Below are 16,910 nucleotides of genomic sequence, written 5' to 3'. Positions count from 1 at the left end.
GCCGAAAGCAGAGCTTGGCGCGCGCCGCATGCGGCTGCGCGACGACGAGGACCGTCGGCCCGAGCGGCCAGTCCGTCGGGCACGACGATCACGGGCAGATCGAGATCGCGCAGTAAGCCAGGATTTCCTCGACCTCGGGCTTGGGCATCCAACCCGCCTGGCCCTCGGCGGTGCGGACGAGGGCGAAGTCCTCGTGGAACCGATCGATGTCGACGATGCTGCCGGCCGCGAGCTCGGTGGACACCGTGGCGGACTCGAAGGGCGCGACCCGAAGGGCGGGACCGGGGCCGACGACGACGGCACGGTCGAGGTCGGCGAGGCGCGTCGTTGCGAAGCTTCCGCCCACGGCCACCAATACGACCAATGCCGTGAGCGCGGTGATGAGGATCCGTGACGGCCGTTGCTCACCGTCCGAGCGCAGTGCGTGGACGCCGAGAAGCAGGCAGGCAGCCCACAGGGCTGCCGCCGCGAGCCAGGACCACTCGTCGACGGTCAGCGTGGCGCTCATCTCCTGCCAGCGCGTTCGCTCTGGTTCGGGTAGGTTCGCCGCCGTTCGTGTCTGACGAAGGTTCGCTAGCACGTCGGGGTCGCGAGGTGACAGGGCGAGCGCGCGCTCGTAGCTGAGTACGGCTTCGCCCGGCCGGCCCGCTTTCGATTCGGCGTTGCCGAGATCGTACAAGAGCGCGCTCGAGACCAGGCCCGCTTCGGCGAGCGCGCGGAACGCGGCCGCGGCGGCCTCGTACTCCCCGGCGGCGTAGGCGGCGTTGGCCTGCGCGAACGGATCCGCCAGTGTCGTCTGCGCCGGACCGTCGTGCGGCGAGCACACGATCGTGAGCGTGACTGCAAGGAGAGCGGGGACGAGTCGAAGTCGCTTCACGATGTCTTCTCCCGGTCGAGTTCCTGCAGCAGTGCGACGACGTCGTTCCGGTGCCCGGCGAGCGCGCGCGCCTCGTCGTCGGAGCCGCCGTAGGCGAGTGCGTCTGCGGCGCAGAAGACCCCCCGGACGCGTTCGCAGAGTTCGGGGCGGTCCCGGAGGGTTCGTTCGATCTCCGCCAGGGTCAGACTCTGGGCAGCGACCGCGCCGTCGATTCCCGCCACGCGCTCCTGGATCGCGCGGCGCGCGGCTTCGAAGAAGGCGACCGAGTCTCCGGAGGCGACGCCGGCATCCATCCGTTGGATCAGGACCTTCAACTCGCCGCGGATCCTCTTGCTGCGCAGGTGGGCCGGGTCCAGGGCGAGCCGCCGTCGTCGCCCTCCCCACCAGAAAGCCGCGCAGACGGCCACGAGTGGAAGCAATTGTACAAGCAGGAAGGTCGGCCGAGTCGCCGCCGGCCGAAGGTTCGCATGGAGCGCCCCGAGGTCGATTTTGTTGGGGGCGAGCTCGTAGGCATCCAGTCCGGAGACGGCCCCGCTTCCTATGGGCAGGGGGCGATGCCCGGCGGGGGCGGCGCGCACTTCGATCGGGATCGCGTCGATCGACAATCCGACGTATTCCCTGCGTTCCGGATCGAAGTAGGTGAGCTTGCGCGCCGGGACCTCGCTGAGGTCGGCCCGCAGCGGAAGTAGTGCTTGTTCGAACGTCTTCTTGCCTGTGAGGCCGAGATCGTCCTCCGCCGCGAACTGGGATGTGGGGTCGTACGTCTTCCACTCCTCGGTTTCGACAATCCCCGGAAGCTGGAGGCGGTCGAAGTTCCCCGTTCCGGAAAGAACGACCTTCAGCGTGATGGGGTCCCCCACCGCGACGGTCGTGGGCTCGGCGCTTGCGCTCATGGAGAACTGGCCGACGCCGCCGGTGAAGATCTCGGGTCGGTCATTCGCGGGCAGGGGGGCGACGCGCACCGTCGTCGGCTTCGAAGCGACCGGGACCTTTTGGTCGACGGCGCTGTACGCGAAGGAGTCGAAGAAAGAATCGAAGAACGGATCGTCGAACCGTCGGCGCTGTCGCGGTACGCGTTTCGGGATCCGGGCGGTGATGTCGAGCGTCGCCTGGAGCGGAAGCTCTCCGGCCGTGATCGGCGACAATGCCGCTGGGAACGTGAGGCGGGTATAGCCGTTGCCGGACAGGCGTACGCGCTGTTGCCGGGGCTCGTCTCCCGCGGGACGACTGAGGGTGAAGCCGCTTCCGACGAGGCTGGGAGGCGTTGCCTCCGTGACCCGAGTTCCTTCCCGAATGTAGAGGCGGATCTCGACCGGAACGACCTCGCCGACGAAGAGCTTACGGTCGGGGAGGCCCGCGACCTCGAGCAGAGCGACGCTCGGTTGGCCGTCTTCGCCGGTCGTGGGGTCCGGTGCGCGCTCTGCGGAAGGTTTCGTCGCCTGGGGCCGGGTCCTCTTCACCTGGGGCACGCGCGACGTGTCGACGACGCGGAGGACCAGCGGGCGTGTGGAGAGCGTGTTGCTCCCGACGGTGATCGAGATGGCCGGGATCTGGAAGTCGCCGGTGCGGTTCGGGCGAACGAGGAACGTGTGGGTCACCTCGGTCGTCATCGAGCCGTTTACGAATTGCATGCTCATCGTCTGGCCGAGGCTCTGCATCTGAAGCCCGTCGACGGCGACCGGGCGGGGTGTCGCCGCATTCGACGCCCCGGAGATCGTGACCACGAGACGGGCGTCCTGGCCCAGCGTGAGGACCGAGGGTTGAATCCGCGCGGACATGGTCGGCGCCCCCAGCGCGGCCGCCGGGGCAAGCGCTGGTACCACGAGGGCGATTGCGAGGAGCAGTATGCGCGCGGCGTGGCGTGCTCTGTGGGCGGGGGTGGGCAAGGTCTTCACCAGTCTCGGGGATCTTCCGAGGAGTCGGCCGGCGCCGCGGGCACCATCGGCATGAACTCCTCCTCCCCTTGTAAGGAATCGAGGAGGTCGCGCGCTTCCTCGGGGCTCAGCTGGCCCGGAAGGCGCTCTTCCTCGCCCGGCTCCGGAGAACGCTCCTCCGGCGGGCCGTCCTGTGGCTCGTCGCCGTCCGTGGGGGGGGCCTCTTCGGGCTCGTCCTCCTTCGGGTCCTGCTCGCCGTCCTGCTCGTCCGGCTCTTCGTCCGGGGGCGGTTGTTCTTCCTGCTGGTCCTGCTGCTGGTCGCCCGACGAGTCGTCTTGCTGCTGATCTTGTTGGTCCTGCTCGTCCTGCTCCTCGTTCTCCTGATCCTCGTCTTGCTGGTCGTCCTTCTCTTGCTCGTCGTCCTTCTGCTCTTGTTCCTGCTCCTGCTTGAGCTCTTCGAGCTTTCGCGTGACGAAGTCGCGGTTGAAGCGAGCGTCTTCGTCGGCCTCGTTCAGGGTGAGGGCCTCTTCGTATGCCGCGATGGCTTGCTCCCACGCCTGCATCGTTTCCTGCGGGTTCTCTTCGACGGTGTCTTGTCCAACCCGGTATTGGGCGTTGCCGAGGTCGTAGAAGGCGCGTTCGCGCAGCGCGTCGTCTTCGCTTCGCAGGGCTCGTGCGAACGCTCCCGAGGCGTTGGGGAAGTCTCCGGCGCGGTAGGCGGCAGAGCCGAGGTTCACATCGAGGCGCGGGTCGTCCTCCTCTTCGGCCAGCTCCCGGAACTGCGCGGCAGCTTCTTCGTAGCTCTCGTCGCCGTAGAGCTGCGCGGCGTCGTCCACCGAGGCCGCGTGCGCCTGCGCGGCTGCGGTCGCGAGCACGAACAAGACGATTGCAGCGGCACCGGGCGCGGCGCTGGCGGGCTTCCGTTTGCGTTCTCCAAGGAAGGGCTCGATCGCCAGGAGGAGCAGGGCCACTGCGAGCGGCCATTGGAATCGGTTGCGGGGAATCCGGCGGAGTCGGGACGCGAGCTCTTCGCGGGGAATCGGGGCGAGCGCACGCTCCACGAGTTCGTCGATGCCCTCGGCGCGCGCGCCGAGGGGGACGTAGAAGCCGTCGGTGGTCTCGGCAACCTTCTTCAGGGTGGCTTCGTCGAGGCGCGACTTCACGATACGGCCCGACTCGTCCTTGACGAACGCGCCGTTCGCGTCGTCCGGAATCGGGATCAACTCGCCGGCCGGGGTTCCGACACCGACGGTGAAGACGTGGATGCCGTCCTCTGCGGCGCGTTCCGCGGCTGCGAGAGCGCCCCCGCGCAGATCCTCGCCATCGCTAAAGAGGATCAGGAGCTTCACGTTCTTGCCTTCGCTCTCGAGGGCCTTGCGCGCCACGTCGAGCGCGCTCGCGATATTGCTGCCGGGCGCCGAGATGATCCCAGGATCGAGCGCAGCGAGAGACCGATCGAAGGCGGCGTGGTCGAGCGTGAGTGGACACTGCAAGAAGGCGGTACCCGCGAAGGCGATCAATCCGAGCCGGTCGCCGCCGAGCCGCGCGACCAGATCGTCCACGGCGAGCTTGGCGCGCCGGAGTCGATCTGGCTGGATGTCGCGCGCGAGCATGCTGCGGGAGACGTCGACGGCGATCAGGACGTCGATCCCGCGGCGCTGGGTCTCTTCCCAGTCAAAACCCACCTCCGGTCCGGACAGCGCGACGAAACCGAAAGTGGCCGCACCGAGGACGAGCCAACGCTTCGCGCGCCGCCGCGTCGGCGACAGGCTCTCGGTGAGTGCTGGGAGGATGTTGCGAGTGGCGAACTGTTCGAGATCCCGCTGGCGCCGTCGGTCGGCACCACGGAGGGCCACGGCTCCGAGCGCGACGAGAATCGCGCCGGCGAACAGCCAAAGGGGCGCGGCGAAGCTCATGGGAGCCTCCGGAGCCGGGTCTCGGCGAGGAGCCGCTCCAGGGCGAGAAGCAAAAGGGCGGCGAAGACCAGCCACGGGTAGAGCTCACGGTACTGCTCGAACCGCTCGAGCGTCGCGGTGGTCTTCTCCATCGCGTCGATTTCTTCGTAGATCTCGGCGAGAGAGTCGGTGTCGGTCGCGCGGAAGAAGCGACCGCCGGTGAGTTCCGCCACTTTGATCAGGGTGTCTTCGTCGACGTCGACCCGAGCGGTGACGACCCGCTGTCGGCCGAAGCGGTCGGTGACAGGAACGGGCACCTCGCCGCCGGCTCCGGCGAGAATGGTGTACGCCTTGAGACCCAACGCGCGCGCGGCCTCCGCGGCCATCAGGGGTGAGATCTTCCCGGCGTTGTTCACGCCGTCGGTCAGGAGGATGAGGATCCGCGACTTCGCTTCGCGATCGCGCAGGCGGTTCGTGCCGGCGGCGAGCGCCGACCCGATGGCCGTGCCGTCCTCGACGAGGCCGATCTGGAGGCGTTCGAGATTCTGGAGCAACCAGTCGTGATCGAGCGTGAGTGGGCTCACCAGATAGGGCCGGCCGGCGAAGGCGACGAGGCCGATACGATCTCCCTGCCGCGTCTCGACGAAGTCCATGACGACCGAGCGCACGGCCTCGAGGCGGCTCACGCGATCCCCGTCCAGTTCGAAGTCGAGCGCGCGCATCGAGCCGGAGACGTCGATCGCGAGGATGATGTCGATGCCGCTCGTTTCGACTTCGGCGGCACCGAGGCCCTGTTGGGGACGCGCGAGCGCGATCACGAGCAGCGCGAGGACCGCGGTGCGCAGCAGCAGGAGGGCGAACCCGGGACGTGCCGCGCGACGCCGGCCGAGGTCACGGACGAGATCGGCCGATGGGTAGAGTAGCGCGGCGGCGTGTCCCACGCGGCCGCTCGCGAGCCACAGGACTGGCAGCAGAGCGAGCAGCCATAGGAGATCGGGGGAGAGGAACCTCACGGTTGCTTTTCCGTTCCGGGGTCTCGGCGGGTATGGCTTACGAAGTCGCGCGCGGTCTCGAGAAGGCCTTCCATCTGCGTCTCGTCGAGGGGCTGCCGGGCGAACTTCACGAGGTCCATCTGGCGCAGGAACTCTTCGAGGCTCGGCACGAAGGCGGAGAGCTCGGCTGCCGGTTCTTTGGTCAGGCTCCGAAGGAACTCTTCGGTGGTGCGGCGGCGCGCGCTCACGTCGAAGCGGGCCTCGACATACTGCCGCACGGCCGACGAGACGGCGGTGCCAAACCTCTCGGCCTGCTCGGGGGTCATCCAGGCGCGGGCGCGCTCGAGCGCCGCAAACGCCACGCTGTCGGCGGACGGGGCCAGGGGCGCCGCGGCGGGTCGGCGGAGCCAACGAACCAGCAGCGCCACAGCGGCGAGCACGGCCAGCGCGAGCGCGACCCAGATCAGGAACTCCCACGGCGACGGGATGTTGACCAGGCCGCGAATGTCGCGGATATCCTCGGCCTCGCTGACGAGATCGGCGAGGGTGGGGCTAGCGGCCGGTGCCTTCATCCGCGTCGCGCCGCGCGGGTCCGGAAGAAGCGCCGCAGCGGCGCGAGGTATGGGCGGTCGGTATCGATTTCGAGCGTATCGATGCCGGTGCCACGCAGGGTCTGCAGCAAGCGGTCTCGGCGCTTCTCGGTCTGATGCCGGAACGTATCGCGGACGTTCTCGTCCGATGTGTCGATCTCAAGCTGCTCGCCGGTCTCGGCGTCTTCGAGGGTCACCCGCCCGATCCGCGGAAGTTCGCCCTCGCGGTGGTCGGAGACGATCATCGCGACGAGATCGTGGCGACGATGGACGAGTTCGAGGGATTTCTTGAGCTCCCCCCGCGATCCGTCTTCGGACGTTGGTGTGAGAAAGTCGGACAGGAGGAACGCAACGGCCTGCCGGCGCACGACCTGGTGCGCGAACCGCAGGACGCGAGGCAGATTGGTCCCCCGGTGGCGAGGTTCGAAGAACAGGATCTCGCGTACGACCCGCAGAACATGGCTCCGTCCCTTCCGGGGCGGGAGGTAGCACTCGATCTCGTCGGTGAAGAGAATCAGTCCGACCTTGTCGTTGTTGCGGATCGCCGAGAAGGCGAGAACGCTCGCGAGCTCGGCCGCACGCTCGCGTTTGGTGGAGAGCCGCGAGCCGAAGTGTCCGGAGGCGCTGAGGTCGACGAGCAGCAGGATGGTGAGCTCGCGTTCCTCGGTGTATTTCTTCACGAAGGGGCGCCCCGTGCGCGCCGTCACGTTCCAATCGATACTGCGGATCTCGTCGCCGGGGACGTACTCGCGGACCTCGTCGAAGTCCATGCCGCGCCCCTTGAAGACGGAGTGGTACTGCCCCGCGAACGTGTCGCGGGCGAGGCGGCTCGTGCGGATCTCGATCTGGCGGACCTTCTCGAAGATCTCCCGCGTTTGATCGGGCGTCATTGCGTCAGGGAACCGGGATCGTGTCGAAGATCTTGCCGACGAGATCCTCGCTCGTCAGGCTCTCGGCTTCCGCTTCGTAGCTTGGCACGACGCGGTGGCGCAGGACGTCCAAGCCGATGGTCTTTACGTCCTGTGGAGTGACATACCCGCGACCTTCGAGGAACGCGTGCGCTCGGGCGGCCATCGTGAGGAAGATCGTCGCGCGGGGCGAAGCGCCCATCTGTACGAGGCCCTCGATCTGGACGCCGAACTCGCCCGGAGTACGCGTCGCTCGAACGAGGTCGACGATGTAGTCCTTTACCTTGTCGTCTACGTAGATCGTGTCGACGACGCGCCGGGCAGCGATGAGGTGGTCCGGGTCTAGGACCGCCTGCACCTGCGGTAGGTCCCCCGAGTGCGCCATTCGGTCGAGAATGGCTCGCTCCTCATCGCGGGTCGGGTATTCGACCACGACCTTGAGCATGAACCGGTCGACCTGCGCCTCGGGGAGAGGGTAGGTGCCCTCCTGCTCGATTGGATTCTGGGTGGCGAGGACCAGGAACGGTTCGGGCAGCGGGAAGGTTTCCTCGCCGATGGTCACCTGGCGCTCCTGCATCGCCTCGAGCAGGGCGCTCTGGACTTTGGCAGGGGCTCGGTTGATCTCGTCCGCCAGGACGAGGTTCGCGAAGATCGGTCCGTGCTTCGTCACGAAGCCGCCCTCTTGCGGGTTGTAGATCAGCGTCCCGACGATGTCCGCGGGCAGCATGTCCGGAGTGAACTGCAGGCGGTGGAATTGAGCCTGGGTCGCCGCGGCCAGGGTTTTCAGCGAAAGGGTCTTCGCGAGACCGGGGACGCCCTCGAGGAGGACATGGCCGTTGCCCAGTAGGGCGACGAGCAGTCTGTCGACTAGGCCGGCTTGGCCGACGATGGTGTGTGCGATTTCGTCCCGCAGCGGGCGCAGCCATGCCCCCGTCGAGCGAACCGAGTCGGTGATTTCCTGGATGCTGGGTTGCATTTCACTCCAAAGCGATGGCGACGCGAGAGGCGAATGTCAAATGCGTGGCCAGTTGAAATCGATTTTCAGTTTCATTGGAAATTTTGCTTTACGTAGTGTCTTCAACGGATCCCTCCCGCGTGTTAGCATTGGAGTCGTGGGTAGGGAGAGGCGCCCAAGCGCCTCGCGGAAAGAGGAGTTGGACATGAAGGGTAACAAGAAGATCATCGACGCGTTGAACGACGTCCTCACGAGCGAGCTCACGGGCATCAATCAGTATTTCATTCATTACCGGATGTGTAAGAACTGGGGCTACGAGCGGCTCGCCAAGAAGAGCCATGAGGAGTCGATCGGGGAGATGAAGCACGCCGACCAGGTGATCGAGCGCATTCTCTTCCTCGATGGGATCCCGAACATGCAACGCCTGGCCAAGGTCTGCGTCGGCGAGGCCGTTCCCGAGCAGCTGAAGCTCGACCTGAAGCTCGAAATGGACGCAGTGAAGCGCCTGAATGCCTCCATCGAGCTTGCCCGTGACCTCGGCGACAACGGCACCCGCGAGCTCCTGGAGGAGATCCTGACCTCGGAAGAGGATCACATCGACTGGCTGGAAGCCCAGATCGAGCTGATCAAGCAAGTGGGCGACAAGATGTACCTCGCCCAGCAGATCCACGAAGAGGAGTAGCTCGGGGGCCCCCCCACCCATTTGCAAGTATCGGGCGGGGACCGGAGCTTCTGTTGATCTCGGCCGGGGGCGAGAGTCGCTGTCGGGTCGGCGCGATCCTCGGCGAAGGAGTCGGGGTTTGTCGCGGAGTGAGGTATGCCGCCTGCGGGACTCGCCCCGCCCCGACAGCGACTCCCGCGCCCTCTGGTTGCTTCGGGGACGCGGTGCCCCGATCGTGCGCATCGGCTCAGGTCTCGGAGTCAGGCCGGACAAGTTGTCGGCGGGGGCGGTCAGGTTCCGCGTCGCTTCATGCCGGCGCGCTCGTAGATCGCGTCGATGACGCGCATGTTCGCGATGGCGTCGGCCGCGTTCGTCGGAACCTCGGTCCCGTTTTGGACGAAGTCGACGAACGCACGAAGCTGGTGGGTGTATGACGCGTCGCCGTAGACCCGCTCGCGTCTCGTTCCCGCGGCCGTCTTCACGCGGAGTCGGTGGAAGAGGTGCGGCAGGATCGGGTTGAGGACGCTGAGCTCTCCCTTGTCGCCGCGCACGATCGCGCGCACGGCGACGATGCGTGACGAGAAGAGGGAACAGCGGATGAGGCCGCTCCGGCCATCGGGGAAGCGAACCTCCGCCTCCATCGCGCGATCGATGTCCGGGGTATGGAGCGTCGGTCGGGCCGCCGTGACTTCGGGCTGATCTCCGGCCAGGAAGCGGAGCATGTGCACCGCGTAGCAGCCCGCGTCCATCAGAGCCCCGCCGCCGAGTGCGTAGTCGTATCGGATGTCCTTGAAGAACGGCAGCGGGAAGCAGACGTGAGTTTCGATGTGTCGGATTTCGCCCAACTCGCCGCTGTTGGTGATCTCCCGCATGCGGGCGGCGAGGGGATGGTAGCGATAGTGGAAGGCTTCCATGAGCCGTCGGTCGGCGGCGGTCGCGGCCGCCGCCATTCGCTCCGCCTCGTCCGCGTTCGAGGCGAACGGTTTCTCGCACAGGACGTGCTTTCCCGCTTCGAGCGCGCGGATGGTCCACTCGCAGTGGAGTCCGTTGGGAAGCGGGTTGTAGACAGCGTCGATCTCATCGGAGGAGAGCATCGCGTCGTAGCTCGGAAAGGCGCGGGGCAGGCCGTGCTTGACTTGGAACTCGCCGGCGCGTGCCGGGGTCCGCGCGGCGACTCCGCACGCTTCGGCTCCTGCGACCTCGCGGGCCGGACGGACGAGCGAGACCGGCGCTATGCGGGCGGCGCCGAGGATCCCGATCCGAAGTGCAGCTTTCGTGCTCTGTTCGTCCATCGGCAGTTGCTACCCATTGGCTGGGCGAGTTGCACGCAGTCGGGGGTGCGTCAGACGCTCAGAATCTTGTCGTAGCGCAGCAGCCGGCTCGCGTCTCCGCTCTTGATCCGTTTGGCATGCATCTCGAGCTCGAGCGTCGTGCGGTTGATGTACGCCGACGCCAACTCGATTCGGGTCGGCTCGTCCTTGCACTGTTGCAGGAGCTCGCCTCCGACGACGACCGAGATTACCATGTCGGAAACGCGCTTTGCATTGAGGAGGGCGTAGTTCACGTCCTCCATCAAGCTGGGAAGCGTGTCGGTGAGGAGGTCGATGGCGTTCCGGAGCTGTTCTGCCGGCTCCGGGAAGTCCGCTGCCAGTGTGTCGAGGCCGACGCGCAGCTGATCCAGCGCCGTGAATAGAGCTCCCTTGGCCATCTCGCGCAGGGCGAAGCTCGCCTGGATCTCGGATGTGCCCTCGTAGATCGTCGTGATGATCGAGTCGGAATGGCAGTGGCCGACGACCGACTCGGCCATGTAGCCGATCCCACCGTGGACCTGGATCGCCGAGCGGGTGACTTGGTTGGCGACTTCGGTCGCGTAGTACTTGCACAGCGGCGTGAAGAAGCGGACGAGTTGGTGGTTTCGCTCGAGCTCCGCCTGGAGCTCGATGCGGTCGAACTCGGGCTCGTCGCGGTCACTCGCGAGATAGGTCTCGAGGGCCTCGGTCTGATCGACCAAGGTGGCCGTGTGGTAGAGGAGCGTGCGGGCGGCTTGGATCTCGAGTGCCATGAGGGTGAGCATCGATTTCACCAACGGTTGCTCGATGATCGGTGCGCCGAACTGGATTCGCTCTCCGGCGTAAGTGCGCGCCTCGCGGTAGGCGGCTTCGGCGATCCCGATGCCTTGCGCCGAGACACCGATCCGCGCGGCGTTCATCAGGTCGAGCATGGCGCGGAAGCCGTTGCCCCGCTCGCCGAGGAGATACCCTTCGGCGTGGTCGAAGTCGACGGCGCAAGTTGGAGAGCCGTGTAGTCCCATCTTGGATTCGATGCGGGAAACCGACACGCCGTTCCTCGAGCCGTCGGGCAGCGTGCGGGGACACAGCATCAGGTTGAGGCCGTTGGTCGTCCCTTTGGACTCGTCGTACGACGCACTATCTCGTGCGAGAACGAGGTGGATCTCGGCGCCGCCGTTGGTGATGAAGATCTTCCCGCCGTCGATGAAGAACTTGCCGTCCTCTTCTGTGACGCGCGTGCTGATTCCGCCGAGATCGGAGCCGGCGCCGGGTTCGGTGAGGTCCATGCAGCCCTGGACTTCGCCGGAGGTGAAGCGTGGGAGGTATTGCTCTTTGAGCTCGTCGCTGCCGTACTTCTGGATATCGTTTGCCGCACCGGCCTGCAGTCCGAGGATGGTCATCAGGCTCGTGTCGGCACGAGACAGCATCTCGAGGTAGGCGACGTTGAGCAGCGTGGGGAGTCCGAAGCCGCCGTACTTCGGATCGAGCATGACGCATACGAGGCCGGCCTCGCGGAGCTTTTGGTAACCGCTTTCGATGTGCGCGGGGACGATGACGTCACCGTCCTCGAGGCGGACTTCTTCGTGCCAGTGGTCGCGAGATTCGGCCTCGATGTCTTCGCAGATCTGCCCGGTGCTGCCGAGGATGGAGCGATACGTGTCGAGCTCTTCCTCGAGGTTCACCGGGCCGGGCCGGCGCAGCTGGTGGTAGCGTTTCCAGTCGACGCGGCGTTCGAGAAAAAGGCGAATGTCATTGTGGAAGAACTGGCGGTCCATCGCGGTGCCTCCGGGCAAAAGGGTGAGTCGAGGCGGCCCTGCCTCACGGTGGGGGCGCCCCAAGTAGAGGGATACGAGCATTTCGCGGGCAAGGGAAGCTTGGAGTCGGGCGCCTGCCGCGTCGCCCAAACAGGGTTGACGCCGCTCGGACCAACCGGCAGCTTGGTCGGATCCCCTCGAGTAAGCCCACAGGAGGTTCTTTCATGCAGATTCGACGATTCGCCTTGGCCGTGAGTGCCCTCGCAGTGCTCGGGCTCTTCGGTGCCGGCGCTGCCCTCGCGCAGGGCGCCGACTCCGACGCTTTGATCAAGTACTACCGGAAGAAGGCGCAGCTCTCCCCGTCGATCCCGGTGTCCGTGGGCGGGGTGACGGACTCGCCGATCGCCGGCGCGAAGCAGGGAACGCTCTTTGTGGGCAAGGCTCCTCGCGACAAGAAGGTGAGGTTCACGAGCTCCGCCGACGGCCGTTACGTGGTGTTCGCGGATGCGGAGGACATCACGATCGATCCGGCGAAGGCCGTGATGGACAAGATCAGCCAGACAGACGTCGATTGGAAGGGGCCGGCCGACGCGCCCGTCACGATCGTAGAGTACTCGGACTTCCAGTGTCCCTTCTGCGCGAAGGGCTACAAGATCATCGAGGAGGAGGTCCTTCCGGCCTACGAGGGCAAGATCCGCTTCGCGTACAAGCACCTCCCGCTTCCCTTCCATAACTGGGCCGAGCCCGGTGCGGTTGCCATGGAGTGCATTCGCCAACAGAGCCCTGAGGGCGCCTGGCTCGTCTACGAGCAGATGTTCAAGCAGCAGAAGGCCGTCAACCTCCAGAACGTGAAGGCGAAGGCGATGGAGTTCGCCGGAGCCGGCGTCGACAAGGCCAAGTACGACACTTGCTACGACAACAAAGAGACGGTCGCGGCCGTCCGCGCCCAGAAGGCCGAGGCGGCGAGCCTCGGGATCACCGGGACGCCCTCGTTCGTCGTGAACGGCCGGCTTGTGAAGGGCGCGCAGCCCGCCGCGAAGTTCAAAGCGATCATCGACGACGAGCTCGCGTCGGCGAAGTGATCCGATTCTTCCGGATCCGCCGTAGACGAAACGGGGCCCTCCAGGGGGCCCCGTTTTTCGTTTCGCCGGGGGGTTTCGGGGCTGCGTCGGGCGTTCTCGGTGCTAAGCTCCTTTCGCGACGAGGCGTCGACGAAAGAGATGGCAAGCGACGAGGAACAGGTTTTGGAAGCGCACGCGGCGTTCTGTGAGGCCTTCGCGGATCGCGACATGGACGCCATGGACGACGTGTGGGCCCGAGACGAGGCCGTCAGTTGCATTCATCCCGGCTGGACTCTCCTGGTTGGCCGCGATGCGGTGCTGGAGAGCTGGCGTTCGATTCTCCAGGGCCCCGCTGCGCCGGACGTCGTGAGTTCGCGCGAAGTCGTTCACCTGCTCGGCGAGACCGCACTGGTGATGTGCATCGAGACCCTTGCCGACGGACAGCTCATGGCAACCAACGTGTTGGTTCGTGAGCTGGGAGGTTGGAAGCTCGTTCATCACCAGGCCGGTCCGATCGCCGCCGCGTTCGGGTTCGACGACGATGATGACGATGATGACGATGATGACGACGAGCCGCCGGCCGGATTGCTGAACTGATCCATGAAGTGGTGTTCGGCATTGTCGCAGTTGCCCGACCTCGTGGCGGCCATTCGCGAGGCAGCGTCCTGCCTGCGGGCAGACCTCGGCGACGCAGAGCCGAATCTGATTCTGCTCTTCCTGTCGGAGCATCACGGGGAGAACTTCCGCGAGGCGTCGGCGCTGGTCGGGAGCGAGTTCGGGTCGGGGCTCGTGGTGGGTTGCACCGCGCGCAGCGTGATCGGGGGGGGGCAGGAAGTCGAGCATGGGCCGGCCGTGTCGTTGGCGGCGGCGATCCTCCCCGGCGTGACCCTGCGTCCGTTCCACTACGAGATGGGTGATCTGCCGGATCCCGAGTCGGCGGCGGACGTGTGGCGGAAGCGATTCGGCGGAGAAGACGCGACGCCGCACTTTCTGATCCTCTCCGACCCGTTCTCCTTCGATGTCGAGCCGCTGATCTGCGGCCTCGACCGAGCGTTCCCCGGGGGGCGGAAGGTCGGTGGTGTGGCGAGCAGCGGAAGCGCGCCCGGTGACAACGCTCTGTATGTCGGCAGCGACGTGCATCGCGAAGGGGTCGTCGGCGTCGCCCTTTCCGGGGCGATCGAGGTGGATACCGTCGTCGCCCAAGGCTGCCGTCCGGTCGGCGCGCCGATGTTCGTCACACGGGCCCGTGAGAACCTGCTCTACGAGATCGATGGTCGGTCGGCTCTGCAGGTGCTGCAGGAGCTGTATCGGAGCCTGTCGCCGGAGGATCAGAACCTGGCCCGCGGCTCGCTCTTCCTCGGCATCGAGATGAAGGAGGCGCAGGCGGAGTATCAGCAGGGGGACTTCCTGATTCGAAACCTCCTGGGTTCTGAGGAAGAGAGCGGCGCTCTGGTCGTCGGCGCGCTCCTGCAGGAGCCGATGGTCGTGCAGTTCCATCTCCGCGACTCCCGGACCTCCGCCGACGACCTCAACCTGCGATTGCAGCGCCACGTGGCCCATGCGCCTACCGGCGCGGAAGGAGCGATCCTGTTCTCGTGCCTGGGTCGCGGCGCCGGGCTCTACGGCGAACCCAATCACGACAGCGATCGACTGCGCGAGCATCTGGGCGCGGTGCCGATCGCCGGCTTCTTCTGCAACGGCGAGATCGGCCCGGTGCAGGGCAAGACTTTCCTCCACGGGTATACGAGCGCTTTCGCGCTGTTCCGCCCGCGGCGGTAGGACGCTGGCCGCAGTTCGACGAGGAGCCCCGGCGCAGACCGCCGTCGGCTCGCGCCGGAACTCATTGTAGTATCGGGGCTAGAGGTAGCCGAGCGCTTCGAGGGACTTCTCGAGGCGTTCGTCGATCGCGGGCGCACTGCGTGGACCGTCGTCATTCTGGGCCGGGCCAAGCGCTTTGCGGAGGCGGGCGTTTTCCTCTTCGTGTGCCGCGAGGAGCTTCTCGCCGGTCGTGCGAGCGTCTTCGCTGCGGTCGGGCTTCCACTCGAACGGATCGGCGGCTAGGTCGAACTGCTCGTGTCCCTGCTTCGTACGGTGGTACTTCCGGTTCTTCGTGCGCACGCCGTAGGCGTTCGGTCGTAGCCATGAGAAGAACAGTGGCCGCCCTGCATCGAGCGACTCGCCGTCGAGCGCGGGGACGAGGCTCAGCCCCTGTGCCTGGTTGGTCTGCGGCGCGGAGAGCAGGTCGAGAAGAGTCGGCGTGAGGTCCGCGATACTGACGGGTGTGTCGATGCGCTTCCCGGCGGGGATGCCGGGGCCGCGGAGAATGAGGGGGACGTCGAGCGCCTCCTGGTGGGGCGTGAATCCGTGGCCGGCGATGCCGTGCTCTCCGAAGGCCTCTCCGTGGTCCGACGTGACGATTACGAAGGTGCGCTCTTGGAGCCCGAAGCGTTCGAGCGCGTCGAGGACGCGTCCGACGAGGTCATCCGCCTCGCGAATCGTCCGATCGTAGCGGTCGAGGATCTCGCGGTGCTTCTCTGGAACCCAAGGGGCCGGCCCCCCGTCGCTCCACGCGGCGTCGTCGCTCCAGAGCGCCTCGTAGTCGGGGCCGGGTACGTACGGATCGTGGGTCTTGTAGGTGTGCAAAAAGAGGAAGAAGCGGGAACCGCGGTTTTCTTCGAGGTAGCGGATTCCGTCTTCGATGGTCCGGCGGCCGCGGTCCGCGTGCGCGAAGGAGCGTTCGGTGAACTGGTCGAACCCGAACCAGAAGCCGAAGGCGCCCGACACGAGAGCATCCTCGGTATACGCAGCGGTCTCGAGTCCGGCCTTCTGTAGTAGCTCAGCGAGGAGAACCACTCGGTCCGACGGAGATACGCGGCCTCGTTTGGGCTGGGCGCTGGGATACAGCCCGGTGAAGATGCTGAGATGTGAGATGTCGGTCTGTGGGAACGTCGAGCTCGTGTCGGTGAACGTCGTGCCCTTGGCGATGAGTTCGGCGTCGATGATCGGCGAGGTGTCGCGTCCGTAGCCGAGCCCGGAGAGGTGATCGGAGCGCAGCGTGTCCAGCGAAATGAGGATCAGGTTCGTGTCCTCGGCGGGCGCGACCTTCGTTGAGATCAGGATTTGAGGGACGGCCCACACGGCACCGCGCGGCGGCTCTCCGTCCGCACGATTCTCGAGACGAAGCCGACACGCCCTGCCGGGCGCTTCGAGTGCCACGTCCGCGTCCTGCCACGTGGCCGCCGAGTCGACGCTGAGCGAGACGCTTCTGCGGACGAGTTCCTTTGCCTGCATGCCGTCACAGAGAAGAGTGGCGACGAACTCGACCGCCTTGCCACCCCGTATTTTCGCCGATCCCGTGAGGCCGAACCCGAAGCGCATCCGCGCGCCTGGCGGTACGTCGAACGAGTCGCTTTCGAGGAGTTCGGGGACTGGTAGCAGTGCGGTCAGATGGAGATTGAGCTGCACGGACGTTTCTTCGTTGGTGTCGTGGTCGAGATCGAGCGTCGCGGCCGTGCGGTCCTCGCTGCGGCGCAGGCGCCAGCCGCGATCGCGGCGAAGCGAGAAGTTCTCTCGGGCAATCTTCGCCATCACCTCTTCGGCGAGCGCCTGGGTGAACGGCAGTTCCTGTGCGGTCAGGATGAAGTCGGTGTCGGAGAGTTCGGCGACTTCGGGCCGGAGCTCGATCTCGACCTCGGCTCGCCCGTCCTTCGGAACCACGCCGAAGGCCTCGGCGACGAGGATCTCTTCGGGAGCGAGGACGACAGGCCGTGCCTCGTCGCCGATCTGGGCGACCGGTCCGTGGAGCGGCGTTGGGGTTCCCGGGAAAGCGGCGGCCTCGAGTCGCCGGACGACGCGATCGATCTCAGTGGACGGAGCGGCCGCGGGCGACGGCGCCTCCGTGCAGGCGCCCAATCCTAGGAGGACGAAGACGGTGGCAGCGAGGGCGAGCCCTCGTGGGGCCTTGGGGTGGGTGGCGGTGGACACAGCCCATCAACGTATCCACGCCGCCGGCACTCGGCAAACCAGTCATTTTCCCCGAGCCCTCCCGCACCAT

14 protein-coding genes are annotated in these 16,910 nt (G+C 66.4%); 4 read left to right on the top strand and 10 right to left on the bottom strand.

Going from position 1 to position 16,910, the window contains the following annotated elements; all coding sequences use genetic code 11:
- Nucleotides 1-88: 88 nt before the first annotated feature.
- The 7 genes from P8R42_00625 to P8R42_00595 are packed head-to-tail and all read right to left on the bottom strand — an operon-like array spanning nt 89 to nt 8,112.
- Complete coding sequence (locus tag P8R42_00625; protein ID MDG2303150.1) at nt 89-877, bottom strand: tetratricopeptide repeat protein; 789 nt, start codon at nt 875-877, stop codon at nt 89-91.
- Nucleotides 874-2,772 carry a BatD family protein gene (locus P8R42_00620; protein ID MDG2303149.1) on the bottom strand — a complete coding sequence of 633 codons (1,899 nt, stop codon included), beginning with the start codon at nt 2,770-2,772 and terminating at the stop codon, nt 874-876. The genes P8R42_00625 and P8R42_00620 overlap by 4 nt, the downstream gene beginning before the upstream one ends.
- Nucleotides 2,769-4,667 carry a VWA domain-containing protein gene (locus tag P8R42_00615; GenBank protein ID MDG2303148.1) on the bottom strand — a complete coding sequence of 633 codons (1,899 nt, stop codon included), beginning with the start codon at nt 4,665-4,667 and terminating at the stop codon, nt 2,769-2,771. The genes P8R42_00620 and P8R42_00615 overlap by 4 nt, the downstream gene beginning before the upstream one ends.
- The gene (locus P8R42_00610) at nt 4,664-5,659 is read right to left on the bottom strand and encodes a VWA domain-containing protein (GenBank protein MDG2303147.1); all 996 of its coding nucleotides are present in this window, start codon (nt 5,657-5,659) and stop codon (nt 4,664-4,666) included. The genes P8R42_00615 and P8R42_00610 overlap by 4 nt, the downstream gene beginning before the upstream one ends.
- A complete protein-coding gene (locus P8R42_00605; GenBank protein MDG2303146.1) occupies nt 5,656-6,210 on the bottom strand; it encodes a hypothetical protein in 555 nt (184 codons plus the stop codon). Before P8R42_00605 ends, P8R42_00610 begins: the two co-directional genes overlap by 4 nt.
- Entirely contained in the window at nt 6,207-7,118 is a 912-nt protein-coding gene (locus P8R42_00600; protein ID MDG2303145.1) for a DUF58 domain-containing protein, read from the bottom strand. Before P8R42_00600 ends, P8R42_00605 begins: the two co-directional genes overlap by 4 nt.
- A 4-nt stretch (nt 7,119-7,122) precedes the next feature.
- Entirely contained in the window at nt 7,123-8,112 is a 990-nt protein-coding gene (locus P8R42_00595) for a MoxR family ATPase (GenBank protein MDG2303144.1), read from the bottom strand.
- 184 nt (nt 8,113-8,296) lie between these two features.
- Here P8R42_00595 and bfr point away from each other — a divergent pair, with 184 nt between their 5' ends.
- A complete protein-coding gene (gene bfr / locus P8R42_00590) occupies nt 8,297-8,773 on the top strand; it encodes a bacterioferritin (GenBank protein MDG2303143.1) in 477 nt (158 codons plus the stop codon).
- Nucleotides 8,774-9,042: 269 nt separating this feature from the next.
- Here bfr and P8R42_00585 read toward each other — a convergent pair whose 3' ends face one another.
- Entirely contained in the window at nt 9,043-10,044 is a 1,002-nt protein-coding gene (locus P8R42_00585; protein ID MDG2303142.1) for a Gfo/Idh/MocA family oxidoreductase, read from the bottom strand.
- A gap of 50 nt (nt 10,045-10,094) precedes the next feature.
- The gene (locus P8R42_00580) at nt 10,095-11,816 is read right to left on the bottom strand and encodes an acyl-CoA dehydrogenase family protein (GenBank protein ID MDG2303141.1); all 1,722 of its coding nucleotides are present in this window, start codon (nt 11,814-11,816) and stop codon (nt 10,095-10,097) included.
- 203 nt (nt 11,817-12,019) lie between these two features.
- Here P8R42_00580 and P8R42_00575 point away from each other — a divergent pair, with 203 nt between their 5' ends.
- From P8R42_00575 to P8R42_00565, 3 genes are all read left to right on the top strand, one after another.
- The gene (locus P8R42_00575; GenBank protein ID MDG2303140.1) at nt 12,020-12,877 is read left to right on the top strand and encodes a thioredoxin domain-containing protein; all 858 of its coding nucleotides are present in this window, start codon (nt 12,020-12,022) and stop codon (nt 12,875-12,877) included.
- A gap of 138 nt (nt 12,878-13,015) precedes the next feature.
- Complete coding sequence (locus P8R42_00570; GenBank protein MDG2303139.1) at nt 13,016-13,453, top strand: nuclear transport factor 2 family protein; 438 nt, start codon at nt 13,016-13,018, stop codon at nt 13,451-13,453.
- A 3-nt stretch (nt 13,454-13,456) separates the two neighbouring features.
- Nucleotides 13,457-14,635, top strand: coding sequence for an FIST N-terminal domain-containing protein (locus P8R42_00565; GenBank protein ID MDG2303138.1), 1,179 nt, complete (start codon nt 13,457-13,459; stop codon nt 14,633-14,635).
- Between the two features lie 78 nt (nt 14,636-14,713).
- On the opposite strand, the gene P8R42_00560 is transcribed toward P8R42_00565, so the two are convergent.
- Complete coding sequence (locus P8R42_00560) at nt 14,714-16,840, bottom strand: sulfatase (GenBank protein MDG2303137.1); 2,127 nt, start codon at nt 16,838-16,840, stop codon at nt 14,714-14,716.
- Nucleotides 16,841-16,910 lie beyond the last annotated feature (70 nt).

This window comes from Candidatus Binatia bacterium (genome assembly GCA_029243485.1).
Classification (GTDB): Bacteria; Desulfobacterota; Binatia; order UBA12015; family UBA12015; genus VGTG01.
This window is presented reverse-complemented; position numbering and strand designations above follow the sequence as displayed.

Coding starts and splice junctions, on each gene's coding strand:
- P8R42_00615 (MDG2303148.1), bottom strand. CDS start 4,667: ATGAGCTTCGCCGCGCCCCTTTGGCTGTTCGCCGGCGCGATTCTCGTC.
- P8R42_00605 (MDG2303146.1), bottom strand. CDS start 6,210: ATGAAGGCACCGGCCGCTAGCCCCACCCTCGCCGATCTCGTCAGCGAG.
- P8R42_00600 (MDG2303145.1), bottom strand. CDS start 7,118: ATGACGCCCGATCAAACGCGGGAGATCTTCGAGAAGGTCCGCCAGATC.
- P8R42_00595 (MDG2303144.1), bottom strand. CDS start 8,112: ATGCAACCCAGCATCCAGGAAATCACCGACTCGGTTCGCTCGACGGGG.
- bfr (MDG2303143.1), top strand. CDS start 8,297: ATGAAGGGTAACAAGAAGATCATCGACGCGTTGAACGACGTCCTCACG.
- P8R42_00585 (MDG2303142.1), bottom strand. CDS start 10,044: ATGGACGAACAGAGCACGAAAGCTGCACTTCGGATCGGGATCCTCGGC.
- P8R42_00580 (MDG2303141.1), bottom strand. CDS start 11,816: ATGGACCGCCAGTTCTTCCACAATGACATTCGCCTTTTTCTCGAACGC.
- P8R42_00575 (MDG2303140.1), top strand. CDS start 12,020: ATGCAGATTCGACGATTCGCCTTGGCCGTGAGTGCCCTCGCAGTGCTC.
- P8R42_00570 (MDG2303139.1), top strand. CDS start 13,016: ATGGCAAGCGACGAGGAACAGGTTTTGGAAGCGCACGCGGCGTTCTGT.
- P8R42_00565 (MDG2303138.1), top strand. CDS start 13,457: ATGAAGTGGTGTTCGGCATTGTCGCAGTTGCCCGACCTCGTGGCGGCC.